The organism is Mesorhizobium sp. WSM4312, from assembly GCF_002294875.1.
In the GTDB taxonomy this organism is placed as follows: Bacteria; Pseudomonadota; Alphaproteobacteria; order Rhizobiales; family Rhizobiaceae; genus Mesorhizobium.
Genome location: NZ_NSFU01000009.1, coordinates 261,688 through 288,146 on the forward strand (window position 1 = coordinate 261,688; position 26,459 = coordinate 288,146).

Sequence of the window (26,459 nt, forward strand, 5' to 3'; positions counted from 1 at the left end):
AGCAAGGTTCTGCACCGTTGCGGCGCTCTGAGATCGCGGCATGGATCCTAGGGTCTCCGCGACGCCGCTTTGCGGCTGCTCCGCCGTAGGATGACGAAGGTTGAGGCGCCGGCAAACTAAGCCAAAAACACCTTCTCGAAGGCCTGCTTGCCGGGCGGCGAGAAAATCACCGCGCGGCTGTCTTTTTCGCGGCGCGCCCATTTTTCCAGAAGGATCTTGTCGAGGATGGCGGCGCCCAGCGTGCCGGCGAGGTGCGAGCGGCGCACGCTCCAGTCCAGGCAGGCGCGGCAGACCGGTCGGCGCGGCTTTGCGTCGACATCGATGCCAATCGCCGCAAAATGCGATGGCGCCGACGGTCCGAGCCTGATCTCCCTGTCATCGCGCAGCAATATGTCCTTCTCGACAAGGTGGTCGAGCATCGCCACCGCCTGCTCGCCGGCGAGATGGTCGTAGCAGACGCGGGCGACGCGCATGGCGCCGTCACGCGGACCGGGCCGCACGCGCTTCGGACCGACAGCCTCGGCGACACCGGTGATGGCCTCGATCATGCCGGCCACCTGCGGGCCGGCGAGGCCGTAATAGCGGTGCCTACCCTGGCTGGCCAAGGTCAGCAGCCCGCCCTCCATCAGTTTCGACAGATGCGACGAGGCGGTCGGCAGCGACACGCCGGCCTCGAGCGCCAGTTCGCTCGCCGTCAGCGCCGTGCCGCCCATCAGCGCGTTCAGCATGTTGGCGCGGGCCGGGTCGCCGACCAGGCTGGCGATGCGGGCGATGTCGGGTCCTTCACGCATAGTTCGTTCCTTATCGAAGCATTCTTGTCAGATAGCCATTATTCTCCGGTCAGATCAAGGCGCCGGCGACGCAAGGGACAATGGCTCCTGACAGGAAATGCCTAGCACATCGATGCGTATGACGTTTCGACCGCGCTCGAAGCGTCGATGCAGGAACCCAAGGAGACGACCATGACCATCACCTGCTTCATCCGCTATGAGATCGACCCGTTCGGCAAGGCCGCCTTCGAGGAATATGCCCGCAACTGGGGCCAGGCCATTCCGCGCTGCGGCGCCGATCTGATCGGCTACTATGCTCCGCATGAAGGCTCGGCGACGACGGCCTACGCCGCCTACAACATTGAAAGCCTGGCGGCCTATGAAGCCTATCGCGCCCGGCTTGCCGCCGACCCCGCCGGCAAGGCAAACTACGAGTTCGCCAAGCGAGAACGATTCATCCTCAAGGAGGACCGCATGTTCCTGAAACACGTCTCCGGGCCGCACGCCAAGCTGGTGCTGCCGTGATCGCCGTCATTTTCGAGGTGCAGCCTGCCGAGGGCAAGCGCGATGCGTATCTCGCCATCGCCGCCAATCTGCGTCCCTTGCTCGACGGCAGTGATGGCTTCATCTCGATCGAACGTTTTCAGAGCCTCGCCGATCCGAACCGCATCCTGTCGCTGTCGTTCTGGCGTGACGAGGACGCGGTGAAGGCCTGGCGCAACACCGAAGAACACAGGCAGGCGCAGCAGGCCGGCCGCGGCGGAATCTTTGCCGGCTATCGACTGCGGATCGCGCATGTAGTGAGGGATTATGGGCTGACCGAAAGGGAGGAGGCGCCGGCGGACAGCCGGGCGGTGAATGGGTAAGCCTTCTTCCTTCCCCCCTTGTGGCCCTTGTGGGGGAAGGGAGAACCGCCCTCACGCGTTGCCGATCAGCACGCCGGCCGCGAACACCAGCGCGCCGCCCAGCACCACCTGGAAGGCGGCGCGCAGGAAAGGGGTCTGCATGTAGCGGTTCTGGACGAAGGCGATGGCCCAAAGTTCGAAGAACACCACCACGGCGGCGACGGCCGTCGCCGTCCAGAAATGCGGAATGAGATAGGGCAAGGCGTGGCCGAGGCCGCCGGCCGATGTCATGACGCCGGTGGTGATGCCGCGTTTTATCGGCGAGCCGCGACCTGAGAGCTTGCCGTCGTCGGAAGCCACTTCCGTAAAACCCATGGAGATGCCGGCGCCGATCGACGCGGCAAGCCCGACCAGGAAGGTCTGCCAGGTGTCATGCGTGGCAAAGGCAGCGGCGAAGATCGGCGCCAGCGTCGACACCGAACCGTCCATCAGGCCGGCCAGGCCCGGCTGCACGTAAGTCAGGATGAACTGGCGCTGCTCGGCGGCGGCCTCTTCATCCTTCACCTCGCCGGGCACGTGCTTCTGCTCCAGCCGCTGCGCCAGCGTCTCGTGGCCCTGTTCGGCTATCGCCAGGTCATTGAGAAGTTTTCGCGTCGAGGCATCTGTCGTGCGCTTTGCCGCTTCGACGTAGAACAGGTAGGCCTGCCGCTCCATGGCCTCGGCCTGGCTGCGCACATGCTCGATGCCGAGCGGCCTCACCAGCCAGTCGGGCTTGCGCTCATAATAGCCCTTCACATGTTCGCGCCGGATCAGCGGGATGCGCTCGCCGAAGCGCTTGCGGAAGAGCTCGATCAGCGAGTCGCGATGGCCGTCCTCTTCCTCGGCCATCTCCTCGAACACTTTCGCCGATTGCGGAAAACTTTCCGCCAGCCCGTCGGCGTAGGCCCGGTAGATGCGCCCGTCATCTTCCTCGGATGAAATGGCCAGCGCCAGGATTTCCTGTTCGGAGAGCGATTCGAAGGGGCGGCGGCCGAAGCCGAAAACACGGGAAAGCATGAGGAAAAGACCCTAGTTTAGAATTGTTCTAAACTATGGCCTGCCCTGCTCCGGGTCAATCGCGCTGAGGGTCACGGGTTCAAGAATTGTTGAAGCGTGCGAGCGGCCCCGCTTCTTCCTTATTGGCAAAGATTCCCCTATATAGCTGAACCTAAGACAAGAACGAGGATCCCCGCATGACGAAGCCGCACCCCCAGCATTTCGACCCGAAACCCGTTCTCGATCTCATCGCCAGCATCGAGGCCGATCTGCAGCGCCTGAAGGGCCTGGTCGAGCAGCAGATCGAGAAATTCGACCCCGCCAACCCACACAACAAGGCCCCCGACGGCAAGCTGACCGAGGAAGGGGTGGAGTGCTGCTACCGCATGTTCGACGAAGGCAAGTCGCGCTATTCGGTCGCCCAGCAGATGAAGATCTCCTTTGCCGCCGCCACCCACCGCTTCAACAATTGGCGCAAGCTGGGCGGGACCAAGAGGCAGCGGACGTTGCTTGGGTGAAACCGGCGAGATTTCGGCGGGGCATCGCGGCGACGGCGGAGACAGTCCACCAACTTTGTAACGGTCACATTTTTTCGATGGTGCGCCACGGCCGTTTGCGGGCATCATGAGAAGAGACTGCCTCTTTTGCTGGACTTCGCATGACCACCCCTCTCGGCATTGCCGACATCCACGCCGCCGCGGCGCGGCTTTCCGGCCTGATCGTCGAAACCCCCTTGATCGAATCGGCCGAGCTGAACAGGCGCTTCGGCGGCCGCATCCTGTTCAAGCCGGAGACGTTGCAGCGCACCGGCTCGTTCAAGTTCCGCGGCGCCTACAACAAGCTGTCGTCGCTGAGCGAGGAAGAGCGCCGCCGTGGCGTCGTCGCCTTCTCCTCGGGCAATCATGCGCAGGGGGTGGCCGCTTCGGCGGCCATGTTCGGCGTCAAGGCGGTCATCGCCATGCCGGCGGACGCGCCGGCGATGAAAATCGGCAATGTCCGCAGGATGGGGGCGGAAGTGGTGCCGTTCGACCGGTTTCGCGATGACCGCATGAGCGTCGTTCGCCCCTATATCGACCGGGGCATGGTGCTGGTGCCGCCCTTCGACGATCCGGCCATCATTGCCGGGCAAGGCACGATCGGCCTCGAACTCATGCGGCAGGCCAGGGCGCTTGGCGTCAGCCTCGACGCCGTCGTCATCCCCTGCGGGGGCGGCGGCCTGTCGAGCGGCATTTCGGTGGCGGTCAAGGATGTCTCGCCGGGCACCGCGGTCTGGGCGGTCGAGCCCGAGCATTTCGACGACACGCGCCGCTCGCTCGCCGCCGGCGCCCGGGTTTCGAACGAACCGGGCCATAGCTCGATCTGCGACGCGATCCTGACCGCCGAGCCGGGCGCCATCACCTTCGAAATCAACCGCAGGAACCTCGCCGGCGCCGTCGCCGTCTCCGACAGGGCGACCGCACAGGCGATGCGCGATGCCATGGCCTATCTCAAGCTGGTGGTCGAGCCGGGCGGCTGCGTGGCGCTCGCGGCACTGTCGTCGGGCGAGATCGAACTGTCCGGCAAAAGTGTCGCCGTGGTGCTTTCCGGCGGCAATGTCGATTTCGGCACCTATGCCGGGATCATGGCAGCCGCCTGATCGCCCTATCCTCTCAGCCGTGCCCACCATCGGCGCGGTCCGACGGGCTGCCATCCAATCAAGAGGCTTGCACGTAGGGTAGCCTTTCAGCGACCTTCCCGCGAGCGCCCGTCAGTCCAGCGTGCGCCTGAACCGCAAAAGCGCGGTGCCCGCGAACACCAGCACGAACACGGCCAGCCAGCCGATCTCGGTGGCGATGGCATGGAAGTCGGCGCCCTTCAGCATCACCGCGCGGGTGATGCGCAGGAAATGCGTCAGCGGGAAGATTTCGCCCAGCGCCTGGGCCCAGCCCGGCATGCCGCGATAGGGGAACATGAAGCCGGACAACAGCAGCGACGGCAGGAAGAAAAAGAAGGTGAGCTGCATGGCCTGCATCTGCGAGCGGGCCATGGTCGAGATGGTGTAGCCGAGCAGCACCAGCGACAGCACGAAGACAAGTACCGACGACAACAGCAGCGTCAGGCTGCCGACGAACGGGATATCGAACAGAAGCTTCGCCGCCACCAGCACCACCGCGACCTGCACCGCGCCGACGACAAGGAAGGGCAGCACCTTGCCCAGCATGATCTCGGCCGGACTGGACGGCATGGCGAGCAGGTTTTCCATCGTGCCGCGCTCGGTTTCGCGCGTCAGCGCCATGGCCGTCATCATCACCATGGTCATCTGCAGGATGACGCCGAGCAGGCCGGGCACGATATTGTATTGCGAAATGCCTTCGGGATTGTAGCGATGGTGCACCACCACCTGCAGCTGCTGCCTGGCATTCTCGGCGGCGGCCGCCTGCATGCCTTGCGCGCGCAGCAGTGCCTGGCTCGCCACCGTGCTCAGTGTGGAAATGGCGCCGCTCGCGGCCGAGGGATCGGTCGCGTCGGCCTCGATCAGGATCTGCGGATTGTCGCCGCGCTCGACCCGGCTGGCGAAGTCGGCCGGGATGGTGACGACGAAGGAAACGTCGCCGCGCGCCATCAGGAACTCCGCCTCTTCGGCGCTCTCGGTGACATGGTCGAAATGGTAGTAGCCCGTCACCTGCAGCGCCGAGACCATGGCGCGCGTATACTGGTCGTTGCTCATCGCCACCAGCGCCGTCGGCAAGCCCTTGGGATCGTTGTTGATGGCGAAGCCGAACAGAATGAGCTGCAGCAGCGGCACGCCGAGCATCATGGCGAAGGTGATGCGGTCGCGCCGCATCTGGATGAACTCCTTGATCAGCAGCGCGCCGAGCCGGGCGAAGGAGAAGACGCTGTTCATGCCATATTGTCTCATGCCATATTGTCCTTCGACCCCGACATGAACTGGATGAAGACGTCCTCCAGGCTGGTTTCGCCTGGCACCACGGTCACGCCCTTGTGCTCCTTCTCGACATCGGCGAGGGCTGCCTCGAGCTTCTTCCTGTCGGAACCGACGACATGCAGCGTGGCGCCGAACGGCGCCACCTGGTCGACACCGCGGCGGCCCTGCAGCTCTTCGGCCACCTTGGCGAGCTGTGGACCCTGCACCACGAACGTCGTCAGGCCGGCGTTTTTCACCACCTCCTCAACGGTGCCGGTGGCCAGCATCTTGCCATAGGAGATGTAGCTGATGCGGTGGCAGCGCTCGGCCTCGTCCATGTAGTGGGTCGAGACCAGCACGGTCAGCCCGCCGCTGGCGAGGCGATGGATCTCGTCCCAGAATTCGCGCCGCGCCTTCGGGTCGACGCCGGCCGTCGGCTCGTCGAGCAGCAGCAATTTCGGCTTGTGCATGATGCAGGCGGCGAGCGCCAGCCGCTGCTTCCAGCCGCCGGACAGCGTGCCGGCCAGCTGGTCGCGGCGCGAGGCGAGGCCGAGTTCATCAAGCGTCCTGGCGACATAGTCCTCGACCGGTTTCAGCTGGTAGAGCCGCGCCACGAATTCGAGATTCTCGCCGATCGTCAGATCCTCGTAGAACGAGAATTTCTGCGTCATGTAGCCGACTTCGCGCTTGATGCTGAGCGAGTCGGTGCGGATGTTGAAACCCAGCACCGTGCCTTCGCCTTCGTCGGGCGTCAGCAGGCCGCACATGATGCGGATGGTGGTGGTCTTGCCCGAACCGTTGGGGCCGAGGAAGCCGACGATCTCGCCCTCGGCGACCGACATCGTCACATGGTCGACGACGGTCTTGTCGCCGAACCGCTTGACCAGGCCGTGAACGTCGATGGCGTTCATTTGGCCGTTTCCGCAAGGTCGACATCGACGATCTGGCCAGGCTGCAGCGGGCCGGCGTCGCCCTCCGGCCGCGCCTCGACCAGATAGACCAGCTTCTGCCGGTTCGCGAGCGAATAGATCACCGGCGGGGTGAATTCGGGATCGGGCGAGACATAGCTGACGCGCGCCTTCACATCGGGGCCGCAGCCGTCGCAATGGACGCTGAGCAGGCTGCCGATCCTGACCGAGGCGAAGGCGGCCTCCGGTATGTAGACGCTGAGCTTCACCGCGCCGTCAGGCAGCATCGAGATGACCGGCGCGGTCGGGCCGGCGGTGTCGCCGGGATTGCGGATGACGTCGTTGACGCGGCCGGGCGAAGGGGCGGCGAGCGTGCGCTTGGACAGCCGCCACTCGGCCTGCCGCAGGGTTGCCTGCGCCTGCTTGACCTGATTGTCGGCGGCCTTGATCGTCTCGGGCCGCGCCGGCAGGCCGCCGACGGCGAGATTGGCCTGCGCCTGGCCGACCTGGGCGTTGGCGGTCTCCAGCGTCGCCGAGGCGGTGTCGTAGTCGGCCTGGGTGCCGGTGCCGCGCTTGAACAGATCGGCGGCGCGGTCGTATTTGCGCTTGGCGTCGTCGGCCTGCGCCTTGGCCATGTCGACCTGCGCCTTGAGTGCGGCGATCTCTTCCGGCCGCTTGCCGACCTGCAGATCGGCGAGCTGCGCCTGCGCCTGCGCGAGGCTTGCCTCGGCCTGCGCCACCGCGATCCTGGCGTCGGCGCTTTCCAGCGTCACCACCGTCGCCCCCGGCGTGACGCGATCGCCGCGCTTGACGGCGACGGTCTCGACCTGCGCCACCTCGATCGGCGCCAGCAGCACATAGTCGCCCTCGACATAGCCGACGGCGAGCGGAGCGGCGGGCGCACAGGCGCCGAAGAGTTGAGCGGCAAGCGGCAAGGAGCAGAGGAAACTCATCGTTTTGATCCAATTGGGGGTTTTGATCCAATTTGGGGTTTTGATCCCATTCGGGCGGCCAGCATGGCGCTGAGATTGTCCGTCGTGACGGCCGCGACCTTGGCGGCCTCGGCGGCGCCGATGTCGTGCCAGCCCATGCGGCGCTTCACCGCCTCGCGGCCGATGCGAAAATAGACGACCTGGCCGATCAGCGTGAACACGGTGAGCCGGGTCCGCTCGCTTTCGGCCGGCTCGCCGGTCGCCTGCTCCCAGAGATGACATAGCCGGCGATGCGCCGGCTCGAACACGCCTTCATAGATGCGGTCGAGCGCAGCGGTGGGATGCTGCAGTTCGCGCAGCAAGAATTGCACGATCTCGCCGGCGCGCGGCTGCGCCACGACGAAGCCGACGATCCCCTCTATCGCCGCGAAAAGCTGCGCGCGCGCCGCCTCCGCATCGCCCGCCGGCGCGGCACGGCCACCGGCTGGCGCCTGACCGGCTGCCAGTGCCTGGGAGGCGACCGCCTGGATAGTCTCGACGATATAGTCGGCGACGGCGGCGCGGAGGCCTTCCTTGCCGCCGAAATGATAGGCGATGGAGCCGATATTGGCCTGCGCCGCGGCCGCGATCTCCCGGGTCGAGGTGCCATCGAAACCCTGCCGGCCGAACAGTTTCAGCGCCGCCTGCACGAGCGCGGCGCGGGTAGGCTCCGCCGGAGATGTCTCGCGGCGGGAATTTTTGGCGTCGGGCAATTTGATCATGACAGTACTTTAATCAATCGATTGATTAAAGTCAACTTCTGTTCGGAGTTGTCTTGCCATCGCCCGCGCCAAACGCTTTAGTGCGCGGCCATGGGCAAGGAAGTCGAGCGCAAGTTCCTGGTCTCCAGCACCGCATGGCGGGAGCTGGCTGAGGCGGATATCGGCATCCTCCAGTTCTATCTCGCCACGGCGCCCGGGCGAACCGTCCGCATCCGCATCAGCGACGGCGCTTCTGCCAAGCTGACGCTCAAATTCGGCAGTGGCGCTCGCGAGCGCGACGAGTACGAATATCCGATCCCTCTGGCGGATGCCCTGGAGATGCTGGACTTCGCCATCGGACGTGTCATCGAGAAGACACGTCACCATGTTAGGCATCGCGGCTATCTCTATGAAGTCGATGTCTTTGGCGGTGCACTCGCGGGACTTGTGGTGGCCGAACTCGAGACTCCGGAAGATGTGCCGGACGAAATGCTGCCTGACTGGCTCGGCCGTGAAGTGACCGGCGAGCAGAAATTCTACAACGCGTCGCTCGCCCTCGGGGGGATACCGGAGATCGCCGCATGAGCTTTCGCATCGACCCGCGCCTGCCGCTGACCGGCGAGGTCAGACGCATCCTTGCTGCGGAGATCGGCAAGGCGCTCCAGCATCTGGATGCGGCGCGCAGCCGGCCGGAACAGGGGCTGCACAAATGCCGCAAGCGGCTGAAGAGCGCGCGTGCCTTGCTGCGGCTGGTTCATTCCGGCGCCGAAACATTCTGCACGACAGAGAACCAATGCTATCGCAACGTGGCGGCGCTGCTTGCCGCTCCGCGCGAGGCAACGGCGCTGATCGAGACCCTCGACCGGCTGGCGGCGGCTTTTCCCAAGGAGAGCGCCGATGGCGGGCTCGACGCCGTGCGCGACAGGCTGGTCGCCCGTCAGCACGATTTGCATGAAGGCGCCGGCCTCGAAGCAGCGATCGGCGCGGCAACCGCTGCCTGCGAAGACGGCATCAAGCGGATCGAAAGCCTCGCCTTGCCCGACCAGCCGGAACAGGCGGCCGACGTGCTTGCCGAAGGTGCACGCGTCACCCTGCGCCGCGCCAAAAAGGCGCTCGACAAGGCCGGCGCGCGCGGCGAAGCCAATGATTTCCATGATTTGCGCAAGGCCGCCAAAACGCATGGCATGCACCTGTCCCTGCTGGGCCGGCTGTGGCCGACGCCGATCAAGGCGCGGCGCAAGGCGGTCGATGAACTGGGCGAGCGGCTCGGCGAACTGCATGACCTGTTCGTCATGCGCGCCCTGCTCGAGGCGGACGACGAGCCGCTGGGGCCGCACCAGGACACAAAGCTTCTCGGCAAGCTCTTGAAGCGTTCGGAGAAGCGCCTGAGGAAATCCTGCCTTGCCGAGGCGGCTGAGCTGTTCGGCGACAGCCCCAAGCGCTCGACACGCAAACTGGCCCGCAAGGCGCGCGACGACCTGGCCAGCCCGACGCCGCATGACGAGACGAGCGCTTCCGCCGTCTGACCAAACGCCGGCGCGCTGGCACTCCCCCGCCGGGCCGTGCTAGTCACGCTCTACCATGACCGAGCCCGGCGACACGCTTCTGGATTGACTTGGCCGCTGGCTTGCCGGCCGGCTGCAGCAAGAATCCTCCGGCTATGAGCCCTATACGCCATCCGACGCCGAGACGCTGCGCCGCACGCTGGAGCCGGGCGACATCCTGCTGATCGAAGGCAACCAGAAGATTTCGGCGGCGATCAAATACCTCACCCAGTCGACATGGTCGCATGCGGCCTTCTATGTCGGCGACGCGCTGGCCGAACCGGAGGACGGAACCGAGCGGCGGCGGCTGATCGAGGTGACGCTCGGCGAAGGCTGCGTGGCGGTACCGCTGTCGCGCTATCGCACCTACAACACCCGCATCTGCCGGGCGAGCGGGCTCACTCCGGAGGACCGCGATCATGTCGTCGCCTTCATGATCGGCAAGCTTGGCCTGAGATACGACCTCAAGAACATTTTCGACATGTTGCGCTACTTCTTTCCGACGCCGCCGGTGCCGGTGCGCTGGCGCCGCCGCATGCTGGCCTTCGGCTCCGGCAATCCGACGCGGGCCATCTGCTCCTCGCTCATCGCCGAGGCCTATGGCGAGATCCACTACCCGATCCTGCCCGAGATCACCCGTGCGCCGGGCCGCGCGTCGGCGCAATCGAGCTATATGCGCAAGGAGATCCTGCACATTCGCCACCACTCGCTCTACACGCCGCGCGACTTCGACCTGTCGCCGTTTTTCCGCATCGTCAAGCCGACGCTGGAATATGGTTTCGACTACCGGCAGATGGTCTGGGACGACAAGGCAAGCACAGACGCCGGAGCCGCAAAGGCTGGAGCAATCGTCCCAGACACGTGATGGCTTCGGCCTAGAGCCGTTCACCGTTTCACGGAAACGGCAACCCGCTCTAACTCTTTGTTTTAACGCAATTCCGGACGGAAAACCGTTTCACACTTTTCCTGGAATTGCTCTAGGTCAGGACATGCCCCTGTAGCGCGGCCTATCCGGCCGAGGTGCAGGCGTTTCACATGGCGGCCTGCATCATGCCGAGACCGCGACGGTGCCCTGGCTTTCAGCTCTGCGTTCGACCCAGACATGGACCGGTTCGTCGCGGCCGCGGATGCTCACCGGCCCATGATCGCGCGCATTCAACCGTGCCGTGGGCGATTCCGCCTTCGCGGCCTCAATCAGTCGTGACCCAAAGCAAATATTCGCCTGAAGCTCCCGGCAGAGCGACTGCAAACGGCTGGCGACGTTGACGGTGTCGCCCACCACCGCGAAGGACAGATTGCGCTCGCTGCCGACCGCGCCGATGACGACTGCGCCATATTGTGCACCGATCCGAACGTCCAGCGGCGGATATCCCCTGGACACCCGCTGCACATTCCAGTCTTCGAGAGCGGCGACCATCGCTTCAGCGCACTGGATGGCGCGAGTGGCGTCGTCATGGCTGGCTTGCGGAACCCCGAATGTCGCCATGATGCAATCGCCGATATAGTTATCGACGGTGCCATTGTGGTCGAAAACGACCTGCTCCATGCGACGGTGGAACTGACGCAGAAGTTCGAACACTGCTTCGGCCGGATGATCCTCGGAATAGTGTGTGAAGCCGACAATGTCGGCGAACAGCACCGCGATATCCTGCCGGCGGACCGGGCCGAAGGGCTCGTCATCGGTGGCGAGCTGGTCGACGACATTGGGCGAAAAATGCCGGGCGAGATTGGCGCGGGCGCGCTCTGCCTTGACATAGTCTTCCGACAGACGCCGGGAACGAGAGACGACCAGCGCCATGATCGCGCCGATAATCAGCACGACCAACACGTTGGTCGCCTGAGCGAATGTATCGACGAAATTGGGGTTGAGGTAGAGGTTCAGTCGCTCTTTCACCGGCAGCGAATAGAGGTTCGTCGCCGGAATGACGGTCCCCGGATGAACAATCACCCATCCCACCCCGATCGCCCACGTCAAGGCCGCGAGCGCACCGAGATAGAGCGCCAATCGTGTCGAAAGGGTCAGCGCGCCAAGGCATACGAAAATCAGCAGGAATTTGAAGCTGCCCTCGCGCAGTTGCATCGCGGCCGGCGCGACCTCCAGGGAAAACGGGTTGGGCGTTACCAGCAGAACGGTCAACAGAATGATGTCCAGCGTACCGACAAGGTAACCGATCCACCATCGCGCCGTGCGACGGCGCGCAAAGAGAAACTGGATCAGGCCGACGAGCTGGAACAGCACGAGGCCCGCCAGCACGAAGAGCAGCGAAGCATCCCAGCGGCTGATCAATGAAAAGAAGCAGAAGATCACGGCGAGCGATGCCGTACGCGCCCAGAACTGCAATGCAGCACCGTGGCGTTCTGCGCGCGCCCGCAAATTTTTCAGGCGCGAATAGCGGCGAAGTTCAAGTGTTGGTGCGGTCGGCATAGGATCACTTCGATTTCACGGGGGCGTGTCACGCATTCGGCAAGCCGTCCTCTACAGTCTGGCAAATCGGTGCGCGAATCCTATCACGAATGTTGGTGCCGGATCTGTTCTATCCCAGCGCGCCCTATGGGCGCGGTCGGCATCGCCGGTCGCATGGCTCGTCCGGTCGGCAAGCTGGTGGCGAATGGTGGCAGTCGGCGCCGCCGGAGCGGGCGCGACATGCTCAGCCGCCAGATGCAATCCTGCTTGGGATGATTGGTCAGGCCGGCAAGGGACGGCGTCCCTTTGCAGGAGCGGCGGGCTGGGCGCCGGCATCGCGCGGGTGCGAGCCGATCGGCATGATCGCGGGAAACGGCGTCGCGCCGAAGGCAAAGGTGAATTTGTAGCCGGTGAGCCCGTCCTCGGGCGTCGTATGCTGGTCGTGATGGGCGAGCAGCTTGGCGCGCTCGGCCAGTTCCTCGGCCTCGCGCCGCACCATCTCCGCCGTTTCCGGCCGCATGCGCCTGGAGAAGCTGACGAAGGTCGCCTCCTTGTCGATATGGGTGATGGCCCAGCCGATGAAATTCTTGTTGGTCATCTCGAACAGCGGCCTCAGCGGCCCTTCGAAATTCCACTGGATCGGCGTCTCGACCAATAGTCTTGCCGTGAGACCCCGGCCGAGCGCGATCAGGCCGAGTTCCTCGAGGTCGCGCAGATAGAGGAACATCGAGGCCTCGCTCAGGCCTTGCGAACGCATGATGCCTTCAGGCGTGAACTTCTCCGACAGCATGACGAAGATGAACAGCAGCGCCGGCCGGCCGGCGAGCCGGCGCTCGATCTCGGGTGCGATGTGGTTGACCGGTCCCGGCCCGCGGTTCATCGAGCCTAGCACGTTTTCCAGCTCGACGCCGGCGGCCGTGCAGATCTCCACCAGCCGGTCGAGCTTGCAGTTGCGCTCGTGGAAGATGCGCTTCACCGTCGGCTCTGAAACGCCCATGCGTTCGGCAAGCTCGCGATAGGTGACGCCCTTGGCCTTCAGCGTCCGCTTCAGCGCCTCGAAGATCAGACCGTTCATGGGATGCACCTCTTGCCAGCGGTTACGTATCGATATTTGATACTAGCGGCAATTAGGCTTTCCGAAAAGTATCGAAAATCCTAGGTCTGGCCTGTCATCACAGGAGAACAGCCATGAACCGCCTCTCAGCCTTTGTCGTCGCCATCGGTATCGCCGCCGCACCAGTCGCCCAGGCCGGTGAGCTCTGGCGCGCCACGGGCTTCGAACAGCCGGAATCGGCGCTGTTCGACGCCGCCAACAACCGCATCATCGTCTCCAACATCGTAGGCAATCCCGGCGCTGCCGACGGCAATGGCTATCTCTCGGTGCTGTCCCTCGACGGCAAGACGATCACCCAGCACTGGACCGACGGCATGGACGCGCCCAAGGGCATGGCGATATCGGGCGGCAAGCTCTATGTCGCCGACATCACCAAGGTCCGCGTCGTCGATCTGGCCAGCGGCAGGCTGATCGCCAGCATCGTGGTGCCGAATGCCGTCTTCCTCAACGACATGACCTCGGACCACACGGGCAAGGTCTATGTCAGCGACATGCTGGCCGACACGATCTACCGCGTCGATGGCGACCGGCCGGAGCTGTTCGTCAGCGATGCGCTGCTGGCTTCGCCCAACGGCGTCTTCGCCGACGGCGACAGGCTGATCGTCGCCTCCTGGGGCAAGGGCATCAAGCCCGACTTCAGCACGGCGGAGCCGGGCGGGCTGCTCGCCATCGATCTCGCCAGCAAGGCGATTTCGCCGCTGCCCGGCGCGCAGAAATTCGCCGACCTCGACGGCGTCATCGCTGTTGGCGACACCATTTATGCCACCGCCTACATGACCGGCACGCTCTACCGCTACAAGGCCGGCGGCGCGCCGGAAGCGGTGGCGCATTTCAAGCCGGGCAGCGCCGACATCGGCACCGACGGCAAGTCGATCCTCTACGTGCCGCTGATGAACGAGGGCGAAATCGCGGCACTGAAGCTCGACTGAGGGCTCAGGGCCGATCCGCGCGACCTCTCGCTAACGGCCGTGGGATGGACCGTGCTACGACGGTCCATCCCACGATGATGGTCAAGGAGGATTGCGATGGAAGACATTGCCATGGAGGACTGGGGCATCCCCACGGCTCTGGATCGTCACTGGGCTGCCTCCGATGCCGGCGACTTCGAAGCGGAGCATGAGATCTACCGGGAGGATGCGGTGCTCGACTATCCGCAATCGGGCGAGCGCATGCCGTGAGCCATGGGGAAGATCATCCGCCGATCGCCCGTCCGGAGCTGCCTAGCGAGACGGTCGCGCTCGCCCGCTTCCTCATCGGCAAGCTGGTGGTGCGCGATTTGCCAGAGGGCATGGTCAGCGGCCGCATCGTCGAGACCGAGGCCTATGTCGTGGGCGACGCCGCCGGGCATGGCTTCAGGGGGATGACCCGGCGCAACCGCTCGCTGTTCCTCGAGCGCGGCCACGCCTATGTCTATCTCGCCTATGGCGTCTCCATGATGCTGAATGTCTCAAGCGAGGCGGAAGGTACCGGAACCGGCGTCCTGATCCGGGCGCTCGAGCCGCTCGAGGGCATCGCCATCATGCGTCAGAATCGCGGCGTCGAGCGCTTGCGTGACCTGGCGCGCGGGCCGGGCAGGCTGGCGGCGGCGCTGCGGATCGACCGGTCGCTCGACGGGCTCGACCTTTGCCGGGAAGGGCCTCTATGGCTGGCGAAGGACGGCCAAAAAGCCGGCGACATCGGGCAGGGCATCAGGATCGGCATCACCAAGGATGCGGACAGGCTGCTACGGTTCTATGTCAGGGGAAGCCCGTTCGTCAGCGGTCCGAGCTCGCTCAACCCATGACGGCCGGCAGCCCTCCTCCCTTGAGGGACGCTGGCTGCGAAGGGGCTGCCTCTCTCATTTCTCCGCCAGTTGCGTCCGTGCATCGCTGATCGAGGCGGCATAGGTCACCAGCGGTCGCTTGACGCCGTGGTTGATCAGGGTGCGCCGTATTTGCGCAGACGCCCCGGCAGGTGGTAGCCTTCGCGCCAGACCGTCACCAGCTTGGGCGTGAACAATTCGGCAAATGTCGGGCTTGTCGACCCGTGGGCCCACCCTCGAGCCGACTTATGGGTCGGTTGATGCACTGCCTGCCGTGCCTGATCCATGGACTGCCTTCCGCACATGAAGGCGGCGGAACCGTCGGCAGGAATGTCGGCGGTCGCCGTCGCGACTTATGCCGGCTCAGCCCTGCGATCTGGCGGCACGGCGGGTTTGAGGCGCACGCCCCTGCCGCCGCGTTCGCTGGCCTGGTTCTCGCCGATCAACTCCACCCCGGCCTCGTCGAGCGCCTGGATGACCTTCATCAGCGTATCGACCACGCCCCGGACCACGCCATCGCTCGCTTCCATGCGCTGGATGGTCGGAAGCGAAACGCCTGCGCGTTCGGCGAGCGTCTTCTGGTCGATGCCGGCCAAGGCCCTTGCGGCACGCATCTGCGCGGCAGTGATCATCGGCCGGACCTCATGTCTGAGTTTGCAGGAATAATGTGTAATGCCATTGTCATGATGTTTCAAGCATCAATATAAACGTTTTGACGCGTAAGCGCCTTCGCCTGATTGTCCATTTTTCCCGATACTTCCCGAGGATTGCAGGCTAGGGTGTTGCCCATCTGGGCAGGGGTAACGCGGTTGAATATTTTCAAGACCTTGATGACATCGGCATGCCTGCTTTCGATGGTTCTGGTTCTGGCAGGCTGTGGTGGACACCTCATCAACCGATTGATCTGAGCGCAAGCCCGAGGGTGCAGTCAGGCGCCGTCGGCATCGTCGCCCACCACCTTGCGGCGCTGCAACACCCGCGCCACCAGCCAGCACAGCATCGCCCAGGCGAAGCCCGCGCACCAGCCGGCCAGCACATCCGACGGCCAGTGGACGCCGAGATAGATGCGGCTGACGCCGACCAGCACCGTCGTCAGCACGGCCAGCGACAAGACGTAGATCTTCGTCGCCCTGCCATGCAGGAAGCGCGCCGCGAGCGAACCGAGTGTGAGATAGGTCACCGCCGACAGCATGGCATGGCTGCTCGGGAAGGAAAGCGACGTCTCGCTGACCAGATGCGAAACGAGCTCGGGCCGCGGCCGGTCGACGCCGACTTTCAGCAGGCTCGACAGCACCTGGCCGCCGGCCACGGCGACGAAGATGAGAAGGGCCGTCCCCGGCCGGCGGATCAACAGCAGATAGAGGATCGTTGCCGAAGTGATCAGCACCAGCACGCTGGCGCTGCCGAGGCTGGTGATGTCGCGCATGGCGCCTTCCAGCCACGATGGGCCGATCGGGATTGCCGGTTGGCCAACCTGGCGGAAGGCAAGCAGGATTTCGGTGTCGAAGGCGTGCGGCGCGGTTGCCCGCGCCACCTCCATCAGTTCCACGAAGCCCCAAAGGCCGCCGGCGATGACCAGGCCGGCCAGCAGCACCGGGAATTCGATGCGGTTGAGCAGGGTGCTTGCGGTGTCTTTCATCGGGCCGGTGTCGCAATCTTCATCTCGATCAACTCCCCTGCAGATAGGGCCCGAGCGTGATCAGCGCCACGGCGGCGATCGCCAGCACGATGCCGGTGGCCTGCAGCGCGTTGACGCGCTCGCCGAAGAACACCAGCGCCACGACGTTGACCGAGACCAGCTGGATGACCGCCGAGAGGCTGAACGACACCGACATGCCGAATTCGCGGATCAGCCGCAGCATGATCAGATTGCCCAGGGAGTAGAGCGCGAGCGTCAACAGGATCTTGCCCAGGCTCGGCGCCAGTCCCCATTGCTTGGCGGCGGTTGCCGCCAAAAGGAAGATCACCGTCGAAAAGCCAAGCTGCAGCAGTCCCGAAAAACTCAACGTCCCATCCCCTCGAAGCGGCTGCCGCCGCATGTGCCGCGGACCTTGTTTCCCAAGCGCCTCGACACGTCAAGCGACCTCGTTCTAACGAAGGTCTTGCTAACGAAGGTCTTGGCAACGGCAAGACTGAGGCTCAATGTGCCGATATCGTCCAGCTTGTTCGATCCAAGGGCGATCAGGGACTCATGATTCGTATTCTGCAGAATTTGGCGCGGCGCTGGAGCGAGCTTTCCCTTGCCCTGCAATTCCTCGTTGCCGGCGGCTTTGGCCTGCTGGCCGTCATGCTGGTGGTGGGTGCCTGGGTGACGTCGCAGATCCGGGACGGCGTCACCCGCAATTCGGCCGCCACGACGGCGCTCTACGTCGACAGCGTGATCGCGCCGCTGCTGCCGGACCTGCGCAAGAGCGAGGAGCTCAGCGAGTCCGTCAAGCAGGCGCTCGACGAGACGCTCGGCCAGGGCGCGCTCGGCAAGCGCCTGGTCTCGTTCAGGCTCTGGCGCCGAGACGGCACCGTGCTCTACGCGAAAGATGCAACTTTGATCGGCCGCCGCTTTGATCTGACCGACGATCTGCGGTCCGCCTTCCAGGGCAACGTCACCGCCCAATTCGATGCGTTCGACGAAACCGAAAGCAAGGAGCAGGCCGTGGGCGTGCCGTTGCTGGAGATTTACAATCCGGTGCGCGAACCCTGGTCGGGCGAGGTGGTGGCCGTCACCGAATTCTTCGAGGTCGCCACCGATTTCAAGGCCACGCTGGCCTCTGCCCTGCTGTCGAGCTGGCTGATCGTGGCCGGTACCACCCTGACGGCTTTTCTGCTGCTGTCGAGCATCGTGCTGCGCGCCAGCCGCACCATCGACGATCAGCGCGGAGCGCTGCGCCGTCAGGTGTCGGAGTTGCAAGGCCTGGTGACGCAAAACAGCGCCTTGCGGCAGCGTGTGCAGCGGGCGTCGCGCCGCGCCACCGCGCTCAACGAACGATATTTGCGCCGGATCGGCGCCGACCTGCATGACGGACCGGCGCAGCTCGTGGCCCTGGCGGCGCTGCGCATGGACAGCCCGGTATTTTCCGGCGACGGCCATTGGGGCGAAAACCGCGCGACCGAGGTCGCGATGATCCGCAAGACGCTGGAGGATGCGATGCGCGAAATTCGCGGTATCTGCACCGGTCTCGTCTTGCCGCAGATCGAAACGGCCGCGGCAACGGACATATTGCGGATGGCGGTCGACGAACATCAGCACCGGACGGGAACGTCCGTGTTGCTCACGATGCCCAGGCATTTGCCTGATCTTGGCACTTCCGAAAAGATCAGCATCTATCGTTTCGTGCAGGAAGGGCTGAACAATGCCTATCGCCACGGGCGGGCCAAGGATCAGACGGTGCGGGCCGGGATGAAGAATGGCAGGCTTTTTGTCGAAGTGTCCGATAGCGGACCGGGTTTCGATCCGGCGCGGGTCGATGGGTTGGGGCTCGCCGGCCTCAGGGAGCGGGTCGAAAGCATTGGCGGCCAGTTCGAGACCTTGACCGGAGCGCAAGGCACGCGATTGGTGATCAGTCTTTCGATCGAGGAGCAAGCATGATTGGCGCTATCCGCATCGCTATTGTCGACGATCATCCGCTATTTCGTGAAGGCGTGACGCGCAGCCTGTCGGAGATCGGAGGTTTCGAGATCGTCGGTGAAGGCGCGACAGCGCAGGATGCCGAACGCATCGCCTCGACGGTGCAGCCTGACATTTTGCTGCTCGACATCTCCATGCCGGGCGGCGGTCTGTCCGCGGTTGCCAGCATCCTTGCCGACCATCCCGCCCAGAAGATCGTCATGCTGACGGTTTCGGAGACCAATGCCGATGTAACCACGGCGCTGAACGCAGGCGTGCAGGGCTATATCCTCAAGGGCGTCGGATCTCGCGCGCTCGCCGACATCCTGCGCAATGTGGCAGCCGGCGAGGGTTACCTTACGCCGACGCTGTCGGCACGGCTGCTTTCCGATCTCCAGTCCCCGCAATCCGCCGACGGCGTGGCGGACCGGTTGCGGCAACTGACCGAACGGCAGGCGGAAATCCTGCGGCTGGTGGCGGAGGGGCTCAGCAACAAGGAGGTTGCCCTGCGCCTGGAGCTGCAGGAGAAGACGGTCAAGCACCACATGACCGGGGTGCTGTCCAAACTCAATGTGCGAAACCGCACTGAAGCGGCTCTCATGGTGCGTGAGTTCCGCGACCGGGACAGAAGTCGCTCCTAGAGCAATTCCAGGAAAAGTGTGAAACAGTTTTCCGTCCGGAATTGCGGCAAAACCAAAGCGCTGGAGCAATTCCATGAATAGTGTGAAACGGTTTTCCCGGGCAAAGCGCTGGCCGTTGCCTGCTGGCCAGTTTCACAAGGCTTTCAGACGGCTCACATCGGCCGGCGTGGCCCGGCGGTCGATGATCGTACGACCCAGCGCATCCTTCATTCTGAAACGGCCGTTCTCGATCTTTTCGGTGATGCCGTCGGGATGTGTGACCGTGATCTTGTTGCCGCTCACCTCGACCTTGTCACCGGTCGTGCCGTTGACATGGCTGGCGCCTTTGGTGCTCTGACCCTTGCCGGAGGCCGAGTTGTCACCGCTGCCATCCGTTGCGGAATTGCCGCCGTTTGCATTTCCGTTGCCGCTGCCGTTACCGCCACTACCGCCGCTGCTGTTACCGCCGCTGTTGCCGCCGTTACTGCCGCCGCTGTTGCCGCCACTACCACCACCTTTGCCGGCCTGTGCTGATGCGGCGTCGATTCCGGGGGCGGAGCCGTGCAGGGCAATTCGATAGGGAACGATGGTCAGCGCCAGAGCCGCCGCCGAAACGAGCGTCAGCCGGCGGCACCGGGCCGTGATCGATCCGTGCATCCTGATCTCCGTCGATTGAGCCGGCGCGCCCACCCCAACGTTGCAACCAGCAACTTCGCCGAAAGATGTATTGGCCGGAAGCGACCTCCGACCGTTGCGTTTGTCCTCCAGGACTTTTGCAAGCGCAAGATTGGACCAAAGTCCGAGGTCCGCGCGAGCAAGTCGCCTCGCCCCGAGCCTTCGGGCCTGTATGATGTCACGAAAATGTGATCGGCCCGGCGTAGGAGTCGAACAGGCAACAAGCTCCAGCCACTCCAAAGCCAGAGGCCTTTCGTGACCGAACATCGCTCCCCTGACGCCCGATTCCGCACCAGCCTGCTCGAGGAAAACGAAGGACCGGCCACCAATCCCACCGACAACCGCACCATGGGTGAGATCATCGCCGCGCGGTTCTCGCGCCGGGGATTCCTGAAGGGATCGCTCGCCGTCTCGGCGATCGCCGCGACGGTCGGCCCGCTGGCCATGATCGCCGCCGACGATGCCCGCGCCGCGGAAGGCTCCGCCTTCACATTCGACGAGCTCGAGGCCGGCATCGACGACAAGCATCATGTCGCGCCGGGCTACGACGCCGACGTGCTGTTGCGCTGGGGCGATCCGCTGTTTGCGAATTCGCCGGAGTTCGACCCGACGAAACAGTCGGCCGAGGCGCAGGCCAGGCAGTTCGGCTACAACAACGACTATGTCGGCTACATCGCGATCGACGGCTCGGCCGAACACGGCCTGCTCGTCGTCAACCACGAATACACCAACCCGCATCTGATGTTTCCGGGCATCGTTGCGATCGTCGAGAAGGGCGGGAAGAAGAAGGCCGAGGTGGCGCCGCTCGCGAAGGAGCAGGTCGATGTCGAGATGGCGGCGCATGGCGGCACCATCGTCGAGATCCGCAAGGAGGGCGGCAAATGGCAAGTGGTGCGCGACGGCAAGCTCAACCGCCGCATCACCGCCACCACCGAGATGGCGCTGTCGGGCCCGGTCGCCGGCCATGACCGCGTCAAGACCAATGCCGACCCGTCCGGCACGAAAGTGTTCGGCACTTTCAACAACTGCGCCGGCGGCGTCACCCCTTGGGGCACCTATGTGATGGCCGAGGAGAACATCCACGGCTATTTCTCCGGCGAATTGCCCGAGGGCCACAAGGAAGCCGCCAACTACAAGCGGCTCGGCATTCCGGAAGGCGCCTATGAGTGGGGCGCGCATTACGAACGCTTCAACCTCGCCAAGGAGCCGAACGAACCCAATCGCTTCGGCTGGATCGTCGAGGTCGACGTCAACGATCCGGCATCGACGCCGAGGAAGCGCACCGCCATGGGCCGCTTCAAGCATGAGGGCGCCGAATCCATCGTCGCCAAGGACGGCCGCGTCGTCTTCTATCTCGGCGACGACGAGCGCTTCGACTATGTCTACAAATTCGTCACCAAGGGCACGTTCAGCGCCAACGACCATGCCGCCAACAAGAACCTGCTCGACGAGGGCACGCTGCATGTCGCCAAATTCGCCGAGGACGGCACGGTGGACTGGCTGCCGATCGTCTTCGGCCAAGGGCCGCTGACCGCCGAGAACGGCTTCGCCGGCCAGGCCGACGTGCTGATCGAGACACGGCGCGCCGCCGATCTGCTCGGCGCCACCAAGATGGACCGGCCAGAGGACATCCAGCCCAATGGTGTCAACGGCAAGGTCTATGTCATGCTGACCAACAATTCGAAGCGCAAGCCCGATCAGGTCGATGCCGCCAATCCGCGTGCCGAGAATGCCTTCGGCCACATTATAGAGATCACCGAGACCGATGGCGATTTCACGGCCGCCAAGGGCAAATGGGAAGTGCTTTTGAAATGCGGCGATCCGTCGGTTGCCGATGTCGGCGCCACCTTCTCGACGGCGACGACGGCCCATGGCTGGTTCGGCATGCCCGACAATTGCGCGGTCGATTCGGCCGGGCGCCTGTGGGTCGCTACCGACGGCCAGGGCCCGAAGGTCACCGGCCGCACCGATGGCCTGTGGGCGGTCGACACGGAGGGGGCCGCGCGGGCAACCTCGAAACTGTTCTTCCGCGTGCCGATCGGCGCGGAAATGTGCGGCCCGCTGTTTGCGCCTGACGACCAGACCGCCTTCGTCGCCGTCCAGCATCCGGGCGATGGCGGCGAGGATTGGGAAGGTTTTGGCCGGCCGTCCTACTATGAGGATCCGTCGACGCGCTGGCCGGACTTCAAGCCCGAAATGCCGGTGCGGCCGTCGGTCGTCGCCATCACCAGGCAAGGCGGCGGCAAAATCGCGGTGTGATATCAGGCCCGCGAACCTCGAGGGAGGGCTTCGGTTTGCCACCGCCCCTCCTTCGGCGTGAATCTATTCAAGCTCCGGGAAAGATTGGCAATTTACTGATGGCGCCCTAGGTCGTTCCCAGGAGATCACCGCCATGTCGAAGTCAGTCTATGATCGCGGCCTGCTCAAGCCCGGCGACATCGCCAAGCTGCAGCGCGTCTTTGACGAAGCCTGCCTGCGGCGCGAAGCACGACCCGATTCGGCGGAAGCGCGCGAGATCGCCCTCAACCTGCTAGCGCTCCACAATGCCGGCATGGTCGACGAGGAGATGCTGGTGCAAGCCGTCGGTTTCCGCCGGCTGGAGCCGAAATCGGCGTGAGGCGCCAAGTCGCCAGAGCTCTTCGTTTTGACGCAATTCCCGAGGGAACGCGCTCACACTTTTCCTGGAATTGCTCTAGCGGCTGGCTCCGGCGATCCGCCTGGCGATCGCCTTGCCCAAAATGGCGGCATTGGCGAAGCAGCCACGAATGCTCGGCCGCATGCCGGTGAACCACAGGCCGGGCAGTTTCGGGTCGGCTTCATCGCCATTGAAGAGCGGGACACCCTTGGCGTCGAGCACGCCGAGAGTGCCGACCATGCGTTCCAGCCCGGTGCGGTAGCCTGTCGCGGCAATGACGATATCGGGATCGACCAGGCGGCCATTGGCCAGGATCACCCCGTCGCGGGTGAATTCGCGTATCGCCGGCACCACGGTGATCTTGCCCGACTTGATGGCGTCGACGGCGCCGTCGTCCGCGGCGATCGCCGTGTAATCCGAGGCCAGGCGGCTGGCGCCGCCCGACGGCGCGGGCGGCATGCCGAATTTGGTGAGATCGCCGAAAACCAGGCGCTGCGTCGCGGCCATCACCGCATCGGCGACGCGCAGCGGCAAGCGCGCCATGAGCGGCGAAAGCCGGTGCACGGCGATCTTGCCGATCCGCTTGGGCAGAAGCGCGGGGCCATTGCGGGCCGATAGCCAGAGAGAAGCCGTATCCACGCCGGCCAGATGATTGAGGGCATCGAAGCCCGAATTGCCGGCGCCGACGACCAGCACCTTCTTGCCGGCATAGGACTTGGCGTCGCCAAAATCCGCCGAATGGATGATCCGGCCCGCAAAGGCCTGCATGCCCATCCACTGCGGCGTGAAGGGCTCCTTGTCACGGCCGGTGGCGACGATGACATGACGCGCCAGACGCGAGCCGGCGCTGGTGCGCACCACCCAATGGTCGCCCCCGAACACGAGTGTCTCGACGGCGACGCCGAACTCCACCGGCAACTGGTTCGCCTCGCGGAAATCGTTCATATGGCGGATGACGACATTCCTGGGTGGAAAGGCTGGCGTCCCTCCCGGAAAGGAGAGGCCGGGCAGCGCCGAGAGATCGCGATGGGTGTTGAGATGCAGCTGCTGGTGCCGCCGATGCCAGGGTTCGGCCAGCCGGCTCTCCTGTTCCAGGATCGCCACCGGCACGCCAGCCTTCATCAGGGCCTGCGCGACAGCCAGTCCGGCGGCGCCGGCGCCGATGACAATCGCCGGCTCGACCACCGCCACCTGCTCCACCTTCGGTCTGCTTGTCGTATCAGCCATTCGCTCTCAAAATCCATTCAACCGCCGCATCCTACAAGCTCGCAGAACGCTGTAACCGTTTGATCGCGCGCAAACCCAAACAGCGGATCGGTGCGCTCGAGTGCCTTGCGGCGCCAGGGCGCAAACAACTCCCATCGCGCAAATGCGACTAAACCAACGACATGGAACCGAATGCCCCGCTTCCGTCCGAAACCATGCAGCCCTATATGGCATATCAGCGGCATCGGCGATAATCAGGTCGCGGCAATGTGATTGATTCGAGTTCCGAGGGGCTGGCGGATCTCGTTACCGACGCAGGAATTCGAAACCGCAGCGATTTCGGCTTCCCGTGAAAAATCAAGGCGCCGTGGCGCGTCTGGCGTGCCGAAAGGCACGCCGCGCCACAGACGGCACGCGGAATCCGGACCATGCCCTCCTTGCGGATCTATTTCGACAAAATCCTCGAGGGTGCCTCGCCCAAGGTCGAGCGCCAGGCGTTGACGCATGTCGAACGCCTGGCGATGGTCCGCCGCCATGGCGACTTCTCGCTCGCCTATTCGACTGCCGTGCAGCGCAAGCTTTCCTATTTTGGCGACGCCGACGGCTACATCGCCTTCGGCACCAAGATGAAGCATCATTTCGCGCTTGGCGACCCGGTGGCGGCGCCGGCCCGGCGGCCCGACTATATCAGGCGCTTCGTCGAGACCGCCGGCGACCCGTGGTTCGTGCAGATTGGCGAGGAGACCGCGCACGTGCTGGCCGGGCTCGGCTACAAGGTCAACCGGCTGGGCATCGACACCCGCCTCGCCCTGCCCCAACACGACTTTTCAGGCAAGCGCAACGAGACCGTGCGCTATTCCGAGCGCTGGCTCTTGAAGAAGGGCTTTTCGTTCGAGGAAGACACGCGGACGGTATTCCTCGACGAAATCGCCCGGCTGTCCGAGAACTGGCGCGGCGACCGCATCGTCAAGCGCTGGGAGATGGGTTTTCTCAACCGCCCATTCTACGATCAGCTCGGCACCGACATGCGCCGCTTCGTCCTGCATGGCCCCGATGGCGAACTCGTCGCGCTGCTCGATTTCGATCCGTTGTTTCGCGACGGGAAGGTCATCGGCTACACCACCGCCTTCAAGCGCAAGCACATCGATGCCTCGCCGCACGCCGAGATCGGCCTGACCAAATTCGCCGTCGACCGGTTTCGCGAAGAGGGCATTTCGGTGGTCACGCTCGGCCTGTCGCCGCTTCTCGACGTCACCCCCAGCGGTTTTGCCGAAAGCGATTTCTGGCGCAACACTTTTCAACGCGCCTATTCTTCGCCATGGGTCAACCGCCGCAGGTTCAACCTGCAGGGCCAGGCGGCATTCAAGCGCCGCTTCCATGGCATGGAAGAGCCGGTCTACATCGCTTTCCGCAAGGGGACCTATGTCGAGATGCTGGGCCTGCTGCGGCTGGTGAAAGCAATCTAGGGACCGGCGCGGTCCTGGCCAAAGCCTTTTCATTCGTCATCCATGCGCGGCGTCGCTCGCTCCTTGCCTCGCCCTCGAATGACGAATGCCGGGTTGCCGTGGAAGATATTTCCGCACCACGGCGCCAACTCGCAAAATCATTCCTCTACTAAATTTATAGAACTACCTAGCCTTGCCGCTCATCCAACCGGCGAGGACGTTTCCCGGCGCCGATCCGCAGCGAAGGAGAGGGATCATGTTCAATCTGACCGAGCGCTTCAATCTGACGAGACGCGTTTTCGGCATCGGCCTGCTCGCCGCTACCGTCGGTCTGTCGTTCGGCGCCGCCGCGCAGGAGCTGAAGCAGTTCAACATCGGCTATCAAAAGACCGGCCTGCCGGTGATCGCCCGGCAGCAGCAGGTGATCGAGAAGGCGCTCGCCGACAAGGGCGTCACCGTCAAGTGGGTGGAATTCACCGCCGGCCCGCCACTGGTCGAGGCGCTCAATGTCGGCGCCATCGACGTCGGCTGGACCGGCGACGCACCGCCGATCTTCGGCCAGTCGGCCGGCGCCAACATCGTCTATGCGGCGGCACTGCCGTCCAATGGCGATGGCGAAGCGATCTTCGTCAAGCCGGCCTCGCCGGTCCAGTCCGTCGCCGACCTCAAGGGCAAGCGCGTCGGCGTCGGCAAGGGCACCTCTGCGCATAATCTGCTCGTCGCCGCGCTGGAAAAAGCCGGCGTTCCCTTGGACCAGATCACGCCGGTTTACCTCAGCCCCGCCGATGCGGCCGCCGCCTTCGCCAGCGACCAGATCGACGCCTGGGCGGTCTGGGATCCGTTCTTCGCCATTGCCGAAACACGCTACCAGCCGCGCGTGCTGGCCCGCTCCAGCGAGGTGCTCAAGGTCAACACCTATTTCCTCGCCAACAAGGATTTCGCCAAGGCGCATCCCGAAATCATCACCACCACCATCGCCGCTCTCGGCGAAGCGGCGAAATGGGCGGACCAGAACCTCGACAAGGTGGCCGCGGCGCTGCATGAGGTGACCGGTGTGCCGCTCGACGCCCAGACCATCGCCGCCAACCGCAGCAAATTCGGCATCTTTCCGATCACCGACGAGATCACCGCCGGCCAGCAGGCGACCGCCGACCGCTTCTACAAGCTCGGCCTGATCCCGAAAGCGGTCCGCATCTCGGACGCCGTCTGGACCGCGCCGGGCAACTGATGTTTCTCGTGCGGCGCCGGGCGGAAACGTCCGGCGCCTTTGCCGTTTGTG

At 64.4% G+C, this 26,459-nt stretch carries 28 protein-coding genes and 1 pseudogene; 16 read left to right on the plus strand and 13 right to left on the minus strand.

Features of this window, described 5'->3' with window-relative positions; all coding sequences use genetic code 11:
- Nucleotides 1-116: 116 nt before the first annotated feature.
- A complete protein-coding gene (locus CK228_RS17295) occupies nt 117-791 on the minus strand; it encodes a winged helix-turn-helix domain-containing protein (protein ID WP_095788627.1) in 675 nt (224 codons plus the stop codon).
- A gap of 171 nt (nt 792-962) precedes the next feature.
- On the opposite strand from CK228_RS17295, the gene CK228_RS17300 reads away from it, so the two are divergent.
- Nucleotides 963-1,295, plus strand: coding sequence for an NIPSNAP family protein (locus tag CK228_RS17300; protein WP_095776169.1), 333 nt, complete (start codon nt 963-965; stop codon nt 1,293-1,295).
- Nucleotides 1,292-1,636 (plus strand): antibiotic biosynthesis monooxygenase, encoded by a 345-nt coding sequence (locus CK228_RS17305; RefSeq protein WP_095776149.1) that lies wholly within the window; start codon nt 1,292-1,294, stop codon nt 1,634-1,636. Before CK228_RS17300 ends, CK228_RS17305 begins: the two co-directional genes overlap by 4 nt.
- A 51-nt stretch (nt 1,637-1,687) precedes the next feature.
- Here the strand turns inward: CK228_RS17305 and mbfA are convergent, their stop codons facing one another.
- Nucleotides 1,688-2,671 carry an iron exporter MbfA gene (mbfA, locus tag CK228_RS17310; protein ID WP_095776150.1) on the minus strand — a complete coding sequence of 328 codons (984 nt, stop codon included), beginning with the start codon at nt 2,669-2,671 and terminating at the stop codon, nt 1,688-1,690.
- Nucleotides 2,672-2,847: 176 nt separating this feature from the next.
- On the opposite strand from mbfA, the gene CK228_RS17315 reads away from it, so the two are divergent.
- Together CK228_RS17315 and CK228_RS17320 are read left to right on the plus strand one after the other, a co-directional pair.
- Nucleotides 2,848-3,168, plus strand: a complete 321-nt coding sequence (locus CK228_RS17315) for a hypothetical protein (RefSeq protein WP_019862259.1) — start codon at nt 2,848-2,850, stop codon at nt 3,166-3,168.
- Between the two features lie 140 nt (nt 3,169-3,308).
- On the plus strand, nt 3,309-4,286 hold the full coding sequence (locus CK228_RS17320; protein ID WP_095788628.1) for a threonine/serine dehydratase: 978 nt from the start codon (nt 3,309-3,311) through the stop codon (nt 4,284-4,286).
- Nucleotides 4,287-4,397: 111 nt separating this feature from the next.
- Here CK228_RS17320 and CK228_RS17325 read toward each other — a convergent pair whose 3' ends face one another.
- The 4 genes from CK228_RS17325 to CK228_RS17340 are packed head-to-tail and all read right to left on the minus strand — an operon-like array spanning nt 4,398 to nt 8,156.
- Nucleotides 4,398-5,534, minus strand: a complete 1,137-nt coding sequence (locus CK228_RS17325) for an ABC transporter permease (RefSeq protein WP_032932402.1) — start codon at nt 5,532-5,534, stop codon at nt 4,398-4,400.
- A gap of 11 nt (nt 5,535-5,545) precedes the next feature.
- Entirely contained in the window at nt 5,546-6,466 is a 921-nt protein-coding gene (locus CK228_RS17330; RefSeq protein ID WP_095776152.1) for an ABC transporter ATP-binding protein, read from the minus strand.
- Nucleotides 6,463-7,416 (minus strand): HlyD family efflux transporter periplasmic adaptor subunit, encoded by a 954-nt coding sequence (locus tag CK228_RS17335; protein WP_095788629.1) that lies wholly within the window; start codon nt 7,414-7,416, stop codon nt 6,463-6,465. Before CK228_RS17335 ends, CK228_RS17330 begins: the two co-directional genes overlap by 4 nt.
- Entirely contained in the window at nt 7,413-8,156 is a 744-nt protein-coding gene (locus CK228_RS17340) for a DUF1956 domain-containing protein (RefSeq protein ID WP_095788630.1), read from the minus strand. Before CK228_RS17340 ends, CK228_RS17335 begins: the two co-directional genes overlap by 4 nt.
- A gap of 90 nt (nt 8,157-8,246) precedes the next feature.
- On the opposite strand from CK228_RS17340, the gene CK228_RS17345 reads away from it, so the two are divergent.
- From CK228_RS17345 to CK228_RS17355, 3 genes are all read left to right on the plus strand, one after another.
- Nucleotides 8,247-8,720 (plus strand): CYTH domain-containing protein, encoded by a 474-nt coding sequence (locus CK228_RS17345; protein WP_095788631.1) that lies wholly within the window; start codon nt 8,247-8,249, stop codon nt 8,718-8,720.
- Nucleotides 8,717-9,661, plus strand: a complete 945-nt coding sequence (locus tag CK228_RS17350) for a CHAD domain-containing protein (RefSeq protein ID WP_095788632.1) — start codon at nt 8,717-8,719, stop codon at nt 9,659-9,661. The genes CK228_RS17345 and CK228_RS17350 overlap by 4 nt, the downstream gene beginning before the upstream one ends.
- 112 nt (nt 9,662-9,773) lie before the next feature.
- Complete coding sequence (locus CK228_RS17355) at nt 9,774-10,544, plus strand: lipo-like protein (protein WP_245438055.1); 771 nt, start codon at nt 9,774-9,776, stop codon at nt 10,542-10,544.
- Nucleotides 10,545-10,727: 183 nt separating this feature from the next.
- On the opposite strand, the gene CK228_RS17360 is transcribed toward CK228_RS17355, so the two are convergent.
- Both CK228_RS17360 and CK228_RS17365 read right to left on the minus strand, forming a co-directional pair.
- Nucleotides 10,728-12,104: an adenylate/guanylate cyclase domain-containing protein gene (locus CK228_RS17360; RefSeq protein WP_095776158.1), complete on the minus strand. Its 1,377-nt coding sequence runs from the start codon at nt 12,102-12,104 to the stop codon at nt 10,728-10,730.
- Nucleotides 12,105-12,363: 259 nt separating this feature from the next.
- A complete protein-coding gene (locus CK228_RS17365; protein WP_095788633.1) occupies nt 12,364-13,158 on the minus strand; it encodes a helix-turn-helix transcriptional regulator in 795 nt (264 codons plus the stop codon).
- 113 nt (nt 13,159-13,271) lie between these two features.
- Here CK228_RS17365 and CK228_RS17370 point away from each other — a divergent pair, with 113 nt between their 5' ends.
- From CK228_RS17370 to CK228_RS17380, 3 genes and pseudogenes are all read left to right on the plus strand, one after another.
- Nucleotides 13,272-14,126: a PQQ-binding-like beta-propeller repeat protein gene (locus tag CK228_RS17370; protein WP_095788634.1), complete on the plus strand. Its 855-nt coding sequence runs from the start codon at nt 13,272-13,274 to the stop codon at nt 14,124-14,126.
- A 111-nt stretch (nt 14,127-14,237) separates the two neighbouring features.
- Nucleotides 14,238-14,369: pseudogene (locus CK228_RS17375) on the plus strand (nuclear transport factor 2 family protein); the annotation flags it as partial.
- A complete protein-coding gene (locus tag CK228_RS17380) occupies nt 14,354-14,980 on the plus strand; it encodes a DNA-3-methyladenine glycosylase (protein WP_179295959.1) in 627 nt (208 codons plus the stop codon). The pseudogene CK228_RS17375 and the gene CK228_RS17380, both read left to right, overlap by 16 nt.
- A gap of 371 nt (nt 14,981-15,351) precedes the next feature.
- Here CK228_RS17380 and CK228_RS17390 read toward each other — a convergent pair whose 3' ends face one another.
- The 3 genes from CK228_RS17390 to CK228_RS17400 form a co-directional block, all read right to left on the minus strand.
- Nucleotides 15,352-15,630, minus strand: coding sequence for a helix-turn-helix transcriptional regulator (locus CK228_RS17390; RefSeq protein ID WP_095788637.1), 279 nt, complete (start codon nt 15,628-15,630; stop codon nt 15,352-15,354).
- A 296-nt stretch (nt 15,631-15,926) separates the two neighbouring features.
- Nucleotides 15,927-16,637 carry a phosphatase PAP2 family protein gene (locus CK228_RS17395; RefSeq protein WP_095788638.1) on the minus strand — a complete coding sequence of 237 codons (711 nt, stop codon included), beginning with the start codon at nt 16,635-16,637 and terminating at the stop codon, nt 15,927-15,929.
- 28 nt (nt 16,638-16,665) lie between these two features.
- Nucleotides 16,666-17,004, minus strand: coding sequence for a hypothetical protein (locus CK228_RS17400; RefSeq protein ID WP_095788639.1), 339 nt, complete (start codon nt 17,002-17,004; stop codon nt 16,666-16,668).
- 185 nt (nt 17,005-17,189) lie between these two features.
- On the opposite strand from CK228_RS17400, the gene CK228_RS17405 reads away from it, so the two are divergent.
- Nucleotides 17,190-18,581: a sensor histidine kinase gene (locus CK228_RS17405; protein ID WP_095788640.1), complete on the plus strand. Its 1,392-nt coding sequence runs from the start codon at nt 17,190-17,192 to the stop codon at nt 18,579-18,581.
- The gene (locus tag CK228_RS17410; RefSeq protein WP_095788641.1) at nt 18,578-19,240 is read left to right on the plus strand and encodes a response regulator transcription factor; all 663 of its coding nucleotides are present in this window, start codon (nt 18,578-18,580) and stop codon (nt 19,238-19,240) included. The genes CK228_RS17405 and CK228_RS17410 overlap by 4 nt, the downstream gene beginning before the upstream one ends.
- Nucleotides 19,241-19,372: 132 nt before the next feature.
- On the opposite strand, the gene CK228_RS17415 is transcribed toward CK228_RS17410, so the two are convergent.
- On the minus strand, nt 19,373-19,876 hold the full coding sequence (locus tag CK228_RS17415) for a hypothetical protein (RefSeq protein WP_095788642.1): 504 nt from the start codon (nt 19,874-19,876) through the stop codon (nt 19,373-19,375).
- A gap of 273 nt (nt 19,877-20,149) precedes the next feature.
- Here CK228_RS17415 and CK228_RS17420 point away from each other — a divergent pair, with 273 nt between their 5' ends.
- Together CK228_RS17420 and CK228_RS17425 are read left to right on the plus strand one after the other, a co-directional pair.
- Nucleotides 20,150-22,153 carry a PhoX family phosphatase gene (locus CK228_RS17420; RefSeq protein WP_095788643.1) on the plus strand — a complete coding sequence of 668 codons (2,004 nt, stop codon included), beginning with the start codon at nt 20,150-20,152 and terminating at the stop codon, nt 22,151-22,153.
- Nucleotides 22,154-22,286: 133 nt separating this feature from the next.
- Nucleotides 22,287-22,511 (plus strand): hypothetical protein, encoded by a 225-nt coding sequence (locus CK228_RS17425; RefSeq protein ID WP_095788644.1) that lies wholly within the window; start codon nt 22,287-22,289, stop codon nt 22,509-22,511.
- 75 nt (nt 22,512-22,586) lie between these two features.
- On the opposite strand, the gene CK228_RS17430 is transcribed toward CK228_RS17425, so the two are convergent.
- The gene (locus CK228_RS17430) at nt 22,587-23,756 is read right to left on the minus strand and encodes an NAD(P)/FAD-dependent oxidoreductase (RefSeq protein ID WP_095788645.1); all 1,170 of its coding nucleotides are present in this window, start codon (nt 23,754-23,756) and stop codon (nt 22,587-22,589) included.
- Nucleotides 23,757-24,163: 407 nt separating this feature from the next.
- Here CK228_RS17430 and CK228_RS17435 point away from each other — a divergent pair, with 407 nt between their 5' ends.
- Together CK228_RS17435 and CK228_RS17440 are read left to right on the plus strand one after the other, a co-directional pair.
- Complete coding sequence (locus CK228_RS17435; RefSeq protein ID WP_095788646.1) at nt 24,164-25,201, plus strand: phosphatidylglycerol lysyltransferase domain-containing protein; 1,038 nt, start codon at nt 24,164-24,166, stop codon at nt 25,199-25,201.
- A 235-nt stretch (nt 25,202-25,436) separates the two neighbouring features.
- A complete protein-coding gene (locus CK228_RS17440) occupies nt 25,437-26,408 on the plus strand; it encodes a sulfonate ABC transporter substrate-binding protein (RefSeq protein ID WP_095788647.1) in 972 nt (323 codons plus the stop codon).
- Nucleotides 26,409-26,459 lie beyond the last annotated feature (51 nt).